Here is a 13,121-nt window from a genome sequence, read left to right on the forward strand (position 1 = left end):
ATATATCTTTCAGTTGTGAAGGCTATAATTTTAAATGCATCTGCTTGGACGATTGTTCCTGTTATGGATGCGTTTGCTAAATATTTGAGCTCATCAATGGATGTTTTGCAAATAACATGGGCTAGATATTTTTTTACCGTAGTTTTTACTCTGTCTTTAATGCTTATATTTTACAGACAGTCATTAGTTTGGACTAAAAAACCGGCTCTTCAACTAATAAGAGGTTTGATATTTGTTTTTTCTACGTATTTATTCTTTTATGCGATTTCTGAAATTTCACTCCCTAAAGCTTTAACATTAGCATTTGTAGCACCAATTTGTGTCACAGCTTTATCTCCTTTTTTTTTAAATGAGAAAGTAGGGGTGAAAAGATGGACTGCTGTATCGTTAGGATTTGTTGGTACTTTGATTGTTATTAGACCCGGATTTATTGAACTTAATTTAGCTACTTTAGCCGCTTTAGGTAATGGAATTTGTTATGGATTTTACCTCATTATAACTAGAAAACTTAGCACTTCAGATAACCCGCTTTTAACGCTTTTGCTTTCTGGTTTAATAGGAACTGTCATTATTAGCCTATTTATGCCTTCTGTATGGGTAAATCCTACTATAAACCAGTGGATTTTAATGGCTTTAATCGGCCTTATAGCCTCTGTAGCCCATCTTTTCCTAATTTTATCACTCAAATATGCTGATGCCTCAAAATTAGCTCCTTTAGGTTATACAGAAATCATAACAAACATATTAATTAGCTATTATTTCTTTCATGAATTACCTGACAATTGGACTTATTTAGGTCTTTTTATAATTGTCTTAAGTGGTCTCTATATAACCAGAAGAGAGTATATTTTAAAAACTAAGTAATTAATGGTAACTATTTTTATACTAAATATTAATGTTTTACATTAATATATATAATTAAATAATTGTAATTGTTAAATAAATTACGTATAAATAAATATAATAAAAAAGCGTTAATACTAGGTAAAGTAAAGAAATATTTGGGTTATATAATTATAATCATTAAAATTAAAGGCTTTTTTAGATCACATTGATATATAAGAAACAGTAAATTTAGTTAATAGCGTTTAAAAATAGTATAAATTCCTAGAAGTGTTTATTTTCAACAGTTTTTTACTAATAAAATTCGAAAATATATTTTTTCATCTAAAATTGTAGGGCAGGTGGCTTAAAAAACCTGCAAAATACAGCAAATTTAAGACATTAAAAAAAGGTTGATATCATTGAAAAATAGAGCAATGCAGTAATAGAATATGCTCTTTAATCGCCCATAGAGGGTATTTATTTAGTTATGTTTAGATATATAGTACAACTGAAGGGTGAATAGCACTATTTACGTGATTATGTGTGAAAATTACCTAAAAACCTTTATTTTCAACACTTTTTTAACCTTAAATGTCTACTTTTTCAGATCTAAGTAAACGCAGTTTAGTCTTAATTCCACCTTTTCCTGAGTATCCTCCGAGTGATCCATCAGTCCTAATTACCCTATGACAAGGTATTTTTGGAGGATATGGGTTTTTCCCAACTGCATTTGCAACTGCCCTATGAGCTTTTGGCTTTCCAATAGCCTTTGCCACCTGGAGGTAAGTTCTGACTTCTCCCTTAGGTATTTTTTTCAAGTAGTTCCAAACTTTTATCTGAAATTTAGTCCCTTTTAAGTTCATATAATTCAAATCCTGTATTTTTAGCAATCTTATCATATAATTTTTTCGCCGTCTCATTGGAAGAGTGGGTTATCCAACGAATTCCATCCCAATTATTTTCTTTAGATAAAGATTCTAAGTAATTTATAAGTTTTTGAGCTATTTTCTGGCCTCTAAAATGTTCATCTACAAACAAATCGTCTAAAAATCCAATATATTGACCTTTAATTGGTCTTGGCATTGTTCTGTAGTGTGCAATTCCAACAATTTTACCCTCAATTTCATAACAAATTCCATTAACAATATGATTTTCATCGTTTATCCAACTCCATAAAGTATCTAAAATGTCTTGTTTCATAGGAACTTTATAAAATTTAGCATAACCGCAGTACAAATTTATCCATTTTTCTTTATCTTTTCTTCTAATTTTTCTAATCATTTACATTAATAATATTAAACAAAACATTGTAATTATAGTTTTTTTTAAAATCCAAACCACCTAAAACCTTCATACATCGCTAACCCATATATTGAATGCCTAATGAGGAAAATAAGTGAAATTTCTATTGGTTTATCAGTATTTTTGGCAAAAATACCTTGTCCTGTAAATGGTAAAAACAATAACAATGGAGCTAAAGTTGTTATCGCGCCAAAAATAAAACCCGAAAAATATGACATTTTAATTCCAATAAAAATAAAGCAAATGTAATAAATTGTTGCCCAGCATAATGATATAAAGTAATGAAAAACCCATCCCAATATTACCTCATGTTCAAATACTGGCTTTTCAATAATATTTGGGTTGTAAAAGGTTCCATTTTTAAGCATTAGGTAGGTCCATCTTCCAACAATACTCCATGATGGTTCTGGAATGCCCATTTTTTTAAGCAAATAACCTAAAATATCCAATATTATGCAAGAAAATATTCCTGCAACAAAAATAATCAAAATATCATTCAATTATTTAATATTTAAACTATTGACAATAAATATCACTTATTATATTACTAGTGATAATTAATTGTTATCAATAGTAATAATATGAGTGAGTTAACTACAGATCTAAAAATCCTTCATGAAGCAACTTTAGAAAACTTAAAGAGCTCCAAAGCAAACAACACTTTAAGAGCATACAAATCTGACTTCAGAGATTTTAGAGCTTTTTGTTCTAGACATGGTTTAAGTTCATTGCCAACTGAGCCTAAAATAGTTTCATTATATCTTACACATCTCTCAAAAAATTCAAAAATTAGCACTTTAAGAAGACGTCTTGTGTCAATTAGTATGGTTCATAAATTAAAAGGGCATTATTTAGACACAAAACATCCAATAATTGTTGAAAATTTAATGGGAATAAGAAGGGTTAAAGGAAGTATTCAAAAGGGTAAAAAACCTATATTAATCAATCATTTAAAATTAATTATAAATTCAATAAATAAACAAAAAAATGAAGAAATTAAAAAAATTAGAGACAAGTCAATTATTTTAATTGGTTTTGGCGGTGGATTTAGGAGAACTGAGTTAATTTCAATAGACTTTGAGGATTTAGAATTTGTACCAGAAGGTCTAAAAATTACATTAAGAAAGTCAAAAACTGATCAATTTGGAGAAGGAATGGTTAAAGGACTTCCCTACTTCAATAATGAAATTTATTGTCCTGTTAAGAATTTAAAAAAATGGTTAGAATTTACTAATATCCAAAATGGCCCTATATTTAGACGTTTCTCCAAAGGTTCATCATTAACAGATAAAAGATTATCTGACCAATCTGTAGTTTTACTAATAAAAAAATATCTAAAACTAGCTGGTATAGAAAATAAAAATTTTGCAGGTCATAGCTTAAGATCAGGATTTGCAACTGTAGCTGCTGAATTTGGTGCTGATGAAAGAAGCATAATGGCTATGACGGGTCACAAAACAACACAAATGGTTAGGAGATATATTAAAGAAGCTAATTTATTTAAAAACAATGCATTGAATAAATTAGAAATTTAACTTTTTATATTTGTTAACATTATCTTTTGTAGAAAAGATTATTTCTATTTAAAAGTTTAGAAGTTAAATTAGATAAAATATTTTGATAATTGTAAAAAATGTTTTGATAATTTTTTGCCTGAAATTTGAATATTTTATTTAGATTTTTAATACCTATTTTGTTAGCTTCAAATCTTCCACCAATAATTAATGCATCATAACCATAACCACTACTAAATAATTGATATAGAGACTCAGAGGATAAAGAACAATAAGGTTTAGATATTTCAAAATTATCTATTTGAATTAATCCTTTTTTAAAATCAAACATACATTTAATTTTGAGATCTGTTAAAATGAAATATATTTTATAATTTTTTTTATTAAAAAAATTATATAAGTAAAATAAATTGTTATGTTTTTTAGTTGTATAAATAAATTTCTTAGAAATTTTTTGATTAATTGAAAAATCAATTCTTTTATTTTCAATTTTGATAGGTGAAATACGGTTATAATGCGAAGTATACTTAGCTATAGAAACATTGTTATCCCATTTTGATTTAAAATTCCAAACATCACCTGGAAAAAAGCTTAAAAAATTTATATTTGGGTGATTTGTTTTTAAAAATTCAATTGTAGGACCAATTTTATTGATTGAATCATTCATATAGAAATTATCATATCGTGAAAAATAACAAAAACTAGCGAATGGAATTACACTTTTAGGATTTAAAAAATTAATTGTATTTGAAAGATTTTTTAGAATTTTAGTTGACCAATTTTTACGCTCATTTGTATCTTCTTTATTTGATCTGCCAATGGCAAAACTAAATTGAACCATTAATAAATCTATTTGACCACATAGATTTTTTATAGTTTTTAATTGATGTGGATTTTTGATATCACAATCATTTAAATTTAGAATTTTAATTCCATTAATATTAATTAAACACATAGAGTCAATGTACTGAAATGGTATTGTTTTAATTGAAAAATTTTCATCTAAGAAAAGTTCTTTATTAAAATTCATTTCTTTAATTTGAGGTGAAATTTTTGAAAGAAATTTTACCACTCTTTTGTCCTTGGTTTTTTGAAATAAAAATTTAGTGTATTGATTAAATATTTTTAAATTAGGGGGGTTAAAATGATCTGGATGTTCATGACTAAACCATACATAATTAGATTTTTTTAGCTTTTCTATTAAGTAGAGTGGTGTTTCAACCAATAAGTTCCATGAGTTGTTAAATACCGATCCTTCAATCCAAGGATCAATTGCCAAAGAAATTCTTTCATAGGATATAATAAAACATGAATGATTAATAAATTCTAATTTATTCATTGTAATATTTTATCATTACTATTATTAGATTGAAGACAATCTTTAAACCAGATAATGAAAAAAAATTTTTATACAAATGTTACTGTATTAGGTGCGGGTTATTGGGGCACTATATTAATTAACACATTAATAAAATTAGGTTATAAGAACATAAACGTTTTCGATATAAATAGCAAAAATTTATTAATTTTAAAAAAAAAATTTCCATTAGTTGTTATTAAAAAAAAATTAGAAGAAATATTAATGGATAAATCATCAAAGAATATTTTTGTAGCAACACCACCATCAAAAAATTATTTGATTGTAAAAAAATTAATTTCTCATGATAAAAATATTTTTTTAGAAAAACCAGGTTTCATAAATAGTTTACAAATCGAAAAGATAAAAAAAATTATAAATAAAAAAACTAAATTAATGATTGGTTATGTTTATTGTTATAATGATTATATAATTAAAATTAAAAGAATTTTAGAAAAAAATTATCTAGGTGATGTTCAATATGTAAGTTTGCGAAGACAAAATCTTGGACCCATTAGAAGTGATGTTGATGTTGATTATGATTTAACATCTCATGATTTGAGTATATTATTAAAGCTATTTGATAAAAAGCCTAAGGTTGTATCTTTTAAAAAATACTATTTACTAAATAAAAAAATTGCTGATATATCAAATATACATCTTAAAATTAAAAATATTTCTATTGACATAAATAATAGTTGGTTGAATCCTACTAAAGAAAGATTAATCAAAATAATAGGCAAAAAAAGAATGTTAATATTTGACGAGATGGATTTAGAAAATCCATTAAAAATTTACAATCAATATGCTAAGTACCCAAAATTAGACTACTTTAGTAAAAATTTTTTAAAATCCAAAGTTTACATTTATAAAGGTTCAAGTAAAAATATTAAAATTAATGCAACCCCTTCGTTGGAGAATGAAATATTACATTTTTTAAATTCAAAGAAAATAGAAACTGATATTAAATTTGGATCAAAAATATTATCAATATTAAAAAGAGTTTAATACTGAAACTATCCTTTTTATATCTTCGATATTTAATGTTGGATCAATAGGTAAGCTTAAGCAATTATTTGCAATATTTTCTGCATATTTAAATTTTTTATTTTTAAAATTTTTTTTTAAACAATCCAACTGATTTATAGATTGAGGATAATGGAAGCCATATTGAATTTTATTTTTTTCTAATAATTTCTTTAATTTTATTCTATTTTTAATCAATATTACATATTGATGATAAACAGATTGCTTGGAATAATTTAATTTTTTTATCTTATCATTATTAATATTTTCATCGTAATACTTGGCTATAACAGATCTTTTTTTGTTATATTTTTCTAAATTTTTCAATTTATGAGTTAATACAACTGCTTGTATTGTGTCTAGTCTGCTATTAAAACCGATTTGAGTATGAATAAATTTTTTGTCAGAACCTAAATTTCTAAAATTTTTAATCTTTTTAAAAAATTTAATATTATTAGTTGTTATTATACCTGCATCACCATAAGCACCTAAATTTTTCCCTGGATAAAGGCTAAAGCAGGAAATATCAGCAAGAGACCCTACTCTTTTATTATCCAATTTAGATCCATGAGCTTGTGAACAATCATCAATAATAAAAATCTTTTTATTTTTAATTATTTTTTTTATCTCATTTATATCAACAACAGATCCATATAAGTGAACCGGCATAATGACTTTAGTTTTACTTGTTATCTTTTTTTTAATTTCTTTAATACATATAGTGGGTTTATTTTTTTCCAAATCTACCAAAATAGGTTTAAGGCCTGCATTAATGACAGAAAAAGCTGTTGAGCAATAAGTCATAGCAGGAATTATTACTTCAGAGTTTTTTGGTAAATTTAATATTTTTAAAGCTATTGTGAGTGCATCAGTTCCATTTGCACAACTTATAGCATAATTGGCATTGCAAAATTTAGCAAAAGATTTTTCAAAATTATAAACTTCTTCACCTAAAATAAAATTATTTTTACTAATAATTTTCTTTATATCTTTAACAATACTATTTTTTATTTTTGCATCTTGTTTGCCAATATTTAAAAATTTAATCATAAATTTATTTAGTTTTTAACTTGATTTTTTTATATCTCTTGTTTTCATTTTTTAAAATTTTTGATGTGATATTATTTCTTTTTAATCCAACTAAATTTTTATTCTTTTTTTTAGCGGGTTTTCCATAATAAATATATCCTGGTAGTATATTTAATTTTTTTGTTACAAAAGAATGCATTCCAATCATGCAAAAAGACCCAATAATCTGATTTTGATGAATACTAGCTTTTATTCCAAGTTGAGAACCTTTCATTATGTAAACATTGCCACCCAAAACTACTTTGCTACTTAGAATAACGTTATCTTCAATAATACAATCATGATCAATTGTAACAGAATCCATAAAGTAATTATTATTACCTATTATTGTTTTTCTTCTAAGTTTAGTTGGTAGATGAACATTTGTGTATTCATTAAAAGTATTATTATTTCCAATTATAATTTTTCCGTTACTTTTTAATCTTGGATGTTGAGCAATATTTCCAATAATAACATATGGACCTATAATGTTGTTTTTACCCATTTCTACATTTTTCCAATTTATTAAAGCTGATTTATGTATAAGATTTCCTTTCTTTTTTAGATAATTAAGCATTATTAAACCTTACTTGATCCAAACATATTGATATTTTTTTGAGGTTTCAAAAATTTTGCTAATAATCGCATCAGCGACAATAGTATTTTCAAAAAAATTAAAATAACTTCTCTTAGCATTTTTAGATCTTTTAATTAAAACTCTGTCATTACTTTTTACTTCAGAGAGTTTTGACAATAAGTCATATGGGTTTTTATAAGTTATAATTTCATCATTATTAAAAAAATCTTGGTACATAATTTTTTCATCAATAAATGGGAGTATTCCATTTCCCATAAGAGTTGCAATTCTGTTGCTTGAACAATATTTGCTTGGACCACCTCTACTTAGATTCAAAGCAGTTTTTGCTACACTAATTTCTTTGTTAAATTCATAATTCCATTTAGGTTCTTCATTAAAAAGTCCCAAAAAATGAAAATTGAATTTATCAGATCCTATTTTTAATAATTTATCTATAAATTTTGATCTTTCATCAGTAACATTTTTTTTAAGTTTTCCATAATTAACACCATGACTTAAAGCAAAAAATAAATCTTTTGTTTTATTATTCTCATAAAAATTTTCTGACTCAATATTAGGATCTACAGGTATTGGTAAGAAATTGATTTTTTCTTTTTTTATTTTAGTTTTAATTACATCCGGTGATGTAGTGATAAAATATTGATCGATTAGATCATTATTTTTTTCTAATAAAGATATATTATTATTGAAATTTGGATCACCTTTTACTACATGGTCCTCATACCAAATTGCAGTTTTGCAATTGAACCTCTCCTTTAAAATTAATAATGAATTTCTACTTAAAATGTTATTATGGCCAAACAAAACTAAATCTGGTCTATAATGATTAACAATTTCTTCTAATTTCGTATCAATATAATTATTTTGAAATAAGTTATAATTAATATTTCTATAATCAAAATTAATTACATCATGACCATTTCTTATTAAACCATTGGTTATTTTGTGAGCAATTGAAATATTAAATAACCTGTGGCTGACTTTGATACCAAAATTACCAACATGAAGAATTTTGTAAAATTTTTTTATTAGTCTATCTGTATAAATTCTTTTATTTCTAAGTTTGTTTAAATTCTCAATACTTTTCTGTGGTTTGTGTAAGACATTATTAAAATTATCTAATTGAATTTGTTTAATATAATTTTTATTGTTTATCAAAAATGATATTTTTTTAAAAAGATTTTTACTATCATTATTTTTTAGAACTAAATTATTATTAAATGTTTCAGATAAGCCACCACTCTTTGATGTTATTACAGCACAACCTCTCGAAGCACTTTCCATGGCTGTTCTTCCAAAAGGTTCTTCCCATGTTGGGTTAACTACAGATATAGATGATTTTTCGTATATCTTTAATAATGCACTATGTTTTATCCAATTATATATTTTCAGTCTTTCATGCTTTATACTGTAGTTTTCACGCGACTCATCTCCAACTACAATCGCTGACCAATCTTTATGCTTATTAAGTATCTTTTTAATTACTTCACAAAAAATATGATAACCTTTACTTTTATTTAATTTTCCTGCAAATATTATTATTTTCTTTTTTTTTGGGAATTTATTCAGTGGTTTAACAAAATTGTAAATAATAATGCTATTATTTTTATGTGAGTATTTAAAATTTTTAAAAAATTGTTTTTTTACCCAGTTACTAACAAAAATGACATTATTACAGTATTTTAAAAGAAATTCTTTATCAACATTATATTGACTATGTCTAATTTTGTTAGGATCGTTGTGGAAGATTAAATTAACTTTTAAATTTGGGTTATTTTTAATTAAGTATTTTGCATACTCAGGCCTATTGTGAATTTCTACGCACTCAATTTTTTTTTTTAATAAGAAATTATTTATTTTTTTTATATAGTTTTGATTGGTGAATATTTTATCTTTTATTTCGATTGGACAAATGTTCTTTGATAAATATGCCTCTTTAATTTTTTTTTTTTTACAAAAAATTATTTCATTATAATTTTTTGTGGTATTTATATAATCAGAAACCCAAATTGATACTGCGCCAAAATTAGTTAAAGTATAATTTTCCTTTAATGGAAGTATAATTCCAGTTTTAAATTTATATAATTTCATCTATTAATTTATTTAATATATTATCAATATTGATTTTATTGTTATTCTCTGATTTATAAATAATATTATAATTTTTTGGACGATATAACCATGTTTGAAGCCAATCTCTATCTTTTTCATTAATAATATCTATTGTTTTTTTATTCAATGCTATTGAAGTATGCACAAAATAACCAGAATGACAGCTAATATTTACATATGAATTGTAAAGCATATTTTGAAAATCTATGATTGGTATATTCTCAATTGCTAATATATTTTCATCTTTTAACAATTTTTTTGTAATTGAATTATAAAATTTTTTTTTTATTTTTAAATTTTTATAGTACGCATAATTATTATTGTATGTACTTATAAAAATTTTTTTATTAATTTTTTTTTGTAAATTTAAAATCAAGTATTCAAATTTATAATCAATATCATTAATGTCTAAAAATTTTTCATCTAAGTGAATTAAAATATACTCATCTTTAAACCCTGAAAAAATGTTTTTTTTTGTTTTTTCTAAATAATATATTTCATTATCTATATTCGAATAAAATTTCTTAAGAAATTTATATTTTAGTGGATAATTATCCAATTGCCCTGACTCTATAAGATATCTATTATTTAAAATCTCATATTTAATATTGCAAAAGTTAAAAATTATTTTTAATAAATTAAAAAAAAATTTATTAACATACCCTTGTTTTTTATAAATAACTGTAAATTTATTTTTTGATTTTATTAAGAGTAATAAAAAATACGAAATATTTTTTCCATCTAATGCTATTACAGCATCATAATTTTTCATATAAAAATTAACGACAAATGTTATTTTATTAATAAACTTATTTTTGGTGTTAAATAATATGGCTTTGTTAAAAAAAGATTGTTCGGAAATTAATTTATAATTTTTATCTGAACAAATAATTTCACTCTTATTAAATTGTTGTGATATTTTTTTAATAGTACTTGATCTAATTAAATAGTCACCCAATCTATCAATTGAAAAAAAAAGTACTTTTTTTGTCAAACTAAGAATTCCTTATGATATTTATTTTTAATCTGTTTTCTTAATTTTTGATTTTTTTTTAATTCATATTCTTGTTTTAAAGCTTTGCTTTTCGAATTATATATCTCATAATATATTAATTTCCATTTCCTGCCTTTTGTAAATTTTGCACCCTTGTTATTATTATGATGTAAAAGTCTTTTTTGTAAATTTTTTGTATATCCAACGTATGAGATTTTTTTCGAACTATTAACTGCAATTATTAAATAAACATAGTACAACATTTATGGCGGTCCCTAGGGGAATCGAACCCCTCTTTCGAGGATGAAAACCACGTGTCCTAACCGATAGACGAAGGGACCAAATTGCTGTTTTTTATTGCAAAAAAGTCGATTAATCAAGCTTATCATATTAATTTTTGATTTAATTTTACAACCTTTTTTAGGTTTGAGTGTTTATGTGTCACTAAAGTTTCCGAAATAAATTTATCTTTATCAATTTTTATACCTGAAACCAAATCTCCAGTGGTAATTCCAGTTGCACAAAAAATCGAGTCACCTTTAATAATTTCATTTAAATCATATTTTTTTGTAAGATCATCAATACCCATTTCTTTAGCTCTTTGCTTGTCTTTATCTGTTTGAAATAAAAATCTTCCTTGAAAACCACAATCAAAAGCATCTAATGCAGCGGCCGACAAGACTCCTTCAGGCCCACCCCCTGTTCCTAAAAAAATATCAACAGAGTATTTTTCATCAGTTACTAATAGTGCTCCAGATACATCTCCATCAGATATAAATTTAATTTTAACATTTAAATCTTTTAATTCATTAATAATTTTATTATGCCTTGGTCTTTCTAAGATACATGCTGTTAGATTCTCTGGTTTTTTATTTAAGTATTCGCTTAAATTAAAAATATTTTTTTTAACTGAATAATCTAAATCAATTACGTTTTTTTCTTTTACTTTAGTAGAAATTTTTTCCATGTAAGTTTCTGGAGCTTTAAATAGATTATCTTTTTCTGCAATTGCAATCACTGATAAAGCGCCAGGAAGATTGTTAGCTGCAAAATTTGTTCCTTCCAATGGATCTACAGCTATATCAAATTCAGGACCATTTTTAGTACCAATTTTTTCGCCAATGTGTAACATTGGTGCCTCATCTAACTCACCCTCGCCTATTACAACTTCAGCATTTATATCCATTTTATTTAGCTCTCTTCTCATCGAGTCTACAGCTGCTTTATCTGCTGCCATTTTATCTTTTTTACCAACAAAATATGATGACGCTATTGCTGCTTTTGAAGCTACATTTACAAATTGATCTATAAATTTTTTATCAATGGTCATTAGGCTTTTTTATCAATTAATTTGTCTTGTACAATTTTGGATTCAAACTCTCTTAAACGTTTATATACACTAGCAAGTTCAATAATAGTTGGCCAAGCTTTTAATATATATTGCATAGAACCTTCGACTCTTCCAAAAGCTCTAATTATCTGTTGCATTACACCAAGTGTAACAGCTCCAGCTACAATCGCTGGTGCTAAAAATACATATGCTGATAATACATTTGCCTGCAAATAAGCTATCCTTCCGATATTGAAATATAAGTATCTAATATAACTTAAGAAGTGAATATTTCTTACACCATCAAATAATTCTTCAATGGTTTTTGGACGAACACTTCCGTCATCTTCTGCTATAACAAGTATTTTTCTATAAGCTGCTTCTTTTTTTTGAAGATCATATTCAACACCTACTAACCTCAAAATTAAACCAAGCAAAATCAAAAATATGGTCCCACCTACCGACCAAATTAATGCGCCAACTATTAATCCATAATCCCAATCACCGAAGAAAAAAATTGGAATACCTACACTTAAACCAAATAAAATTGGCATAAATTCAACTAGTATCATTAAAGCTTCAATTAAACTTGTTCCTAGTGATTCCATTATTCTAGAAAATTTAATAGTATCTTCTTGAACCCTTTGTGCGGCTCCTTCTATTTTTCGAGCCTTGTCATATACGCTATGATACCATTCAACCATAGCAGTCCTCCATCTAAATAAATAGTGTGAAGTAAAAAAACTAACAATAACTGCAACACCCACATACATTGCAGCCAAAGTTATGAAAGATAATAAGCTTGCCCAATATTCTTCTATAGTAATAGAATTTGGTGCGCCTAAGGCTTTTTGAATCATATCGTAGAATTGACCAAACCATTCATTGATTTTTACATCAATTTTTACTTGTATCCAAAGTGATGATAAAATTATTACTGAACCAATCCATGACCATAACAACCAATGTTTTTGAGTGAAAAACCTAAACATTTT

General features: G+C 25.2%; 14 protein-coding genes and 1 tRNA gene. 3 read left to right on the forward strand and 12 right to left on the reverse strand.

What is annotated here, in order from left to right:
* Positions 1–15 precede the first annotated feature (15 nt).
* Entirely contained in the window at positions 16–864 is an 849-nt protein-coding gene (locus ACTTBK_RS02375; protein ID WP_440618398.1) for a DMT family transporter, read from the forward strand.
* A gap of 548 nt (positions 865–1,412) precedes the next feature.
* Here ACTTBK_RS02375 and ACTTBK_RS02380 read toward each other — a convergent pair.
* Genes ACTTBK_RS02380 through ACTTBK_RS02390 form a run of 3 tightly spaced genes read right to left on the reverse strand, consistent with a single transcriptional unit; the run spans position 1,413 to position 2,627 of the window.
* Entirely contained in the window at positions 1,413–1,688 is a 276-nt protein-coding gene (locus ACTTBK_RS02380) for a methylated-DNA--[protein]-cysteine S-methyltransferase (protein WP_440618399.1), read from the reverse strand.
* Positions 1,669–2,106 (reverse strand): N-acetyltransferase family protein, encoded by a 438-nt coding sequence (locus tag ACTTBK_RS02385; protein ID WP_440618400.1) that lies wholly within the window; start codon positions 2,104–2,106, stop codon positions 1,669–1,671. Before ACTTBK_RS02385 ends, ACTTBK_RS02380 begins: the two co-directional genes overlap by 20 nt.
* A gap of 44 nt (positions 2,107–2,150) precedes the next feature.
* On the reverse strand, positions 2,151–2,627 hold the full coding sequence (locus ACTTBK_RS02390) for a DUF2938 family protein (protein WP_440618401.1): 477 nt from the start codon (positions 2,625–2,627) through the stop codon (positions 2,151–2,153).
* An 81-nt stretch (positions 2,628–2,708) separates the two neighbouring features.
* On the opposite strand from ACTTBK_RS02390, the gene ACTTBK_RS02395 reads away from it, so the two are divergent.
* Entirely contained in the window at positions 2,709–3,662 is a 954-nt protein-coding gene (locus ACTTBK_RS02395) for a site-specific integrase (RefSeq protein ID WP_440618402.1), read from the forward strand.
* A 19-nt stretch (positions 3,663–3,681) separates the two neighbouring features.
* Here the strand turns inward: ACTTBK_RS02395 and ACTTBK_RS02400 are convergent, their stop codons facing one another.
* Entirely contained in the window at positions 3,682–4,980 is a 1,299-nt protein-coding gene (locus tag ACTTBK_RS02400) for an MBL fold metallo-hydrolase (RefSeq protein ID WP_440618403.1), read from the reverse strand.
* A 54-nt stretch (positions 4,981–5,034) separates the two neighbouring features.
* On the opposite strand from ACTTBK_RS02400, the gene ACTTBK_RS02405 reads away from it, so the two are divergent.
* Complete coding sequence (locus ACTTBK_RS02405) at positions 5,035–6,006, forward strand: Gfo/Idh/MocA family protein (RefSeq protein WP_440618404.1); 972 nt, start codon at positions 5,035–5,037, stop codon at positions 6,004–6,006.
* On the opposite strand, the gene ACTTBK_RS02410 is transcribed toward ACTTBK_RS02405, so the two are convergent.
* The 8 genes from ACTTBK_RS02410 to ACTTBK_RS02445 form a co-directional block, all read right to left on the reverse strand.
* The gene (locus ACTTBK_RS02410; protein ID WP_440618405.1) at positions 5,992–7,074 is read right to left on the reverse strand and encodes a DegT/DnrJ/EryC1/StrS family aminotransferase; all 1,083 of its coding nucleotides are present in this window, start codon (positions 7,072–7,074) and stop codon (positions 5,992–5,994) included. The two genes, ACTTBK_RS02405 and ACTTBK_RS02410, sit on opposite strands and share 15 nt — an antisense overlap.
* A 4-nt stretch (positions 7,075–7,078) precedes the next feature.
* Entirely contained in the window at positions 7,079–7,669 is a 591-nt protein-coding gene (locus ACTTBK_RS02415) for a hypothetical protein (protein ID WP_440618406.1), read from the reverse strand.
* 9 nt (positions 7,670–7,678) lie between these two features.
* Complete coding sequence (locus ACTTBK_RS02420) at positions 7,679–9,781, reverse strand: glycosyltransferase (protein WP_440618407.1); 2,103 nt, start codon at positions 9,779–9,781, stop codon at positions 7,679–7,681.
* Entirely contained in the window at positions 9,768–10,796 is a 1,029-nt protein-coding gene (locus tag ACTTBK_RS02425; protein WP_440618408.1) for a glycosyltransferase family 9 protein, read from the reverse strand. Before ACTTBK_RS02425 ends, ACTTBK_RS02420 begins: the two co-directional genes overlap by 14 nt.
* The gene (locus ACTTBK_RS02430; protein ID WP_440618409.1) at positions 10,793–11,059 is read right to left on the reverse strand and encodes a GIY-YIG nuclease family protein; all 267 of its coding nucleotides are present in this window, start codon (positions 11,057–11,059) and stop codon (positions 10,793–10,795) included. The genes ACTTBK_RS02425 and ACTTBK_RS02430 overlap by 4 nt, the downstream gene beginning before the upstream one ends.
* A gap of 3 nt (positions 11,060–11,062) precedes the next feature.
* Positions 11,063–11,137: transfer RNA gene (locus tag ACTTBK_RS02435), tRNA-Glu, on the reverse strand.
* Positions 11,138–11,181: 44 nt separating this feature from the next.
* Entirely contained in the window at positions 11,182–12,126 is a 945-nt protein-coding gene (glpX, locus tag ACTTBK_RS02440; protein ID WP_440618410.1) for a class II fructose-bisphosphatase, read from the reverse strand.
* Positions 12,126–13,118 (reverse strand): putative transporter, encoded by a 993-nt coding sequence (locus tag ACTTBK_RS02445; RefSeq protein ID WP_440618411.1) that lies wholly within the window; start codon positions 13,116–13,118, stop codon positions 12,126–12,128. Before ACTTBK_RS02445 ends, glpX begins: the two co-directional genes overlap by 1 nt.
* Positions 13,119–13,121: the final 3 nt, after the last annotated feature.

The organism is Candidatus Pelagibacter sp. HIMB1493 (genome assembly GCF_052047995.1).
Classification (GTDB): Bacteria; Pseudomonadota; Alphaproteobacteria; order Pelagibacterales; family Pelagibacteraceae; genus Pelagibacter.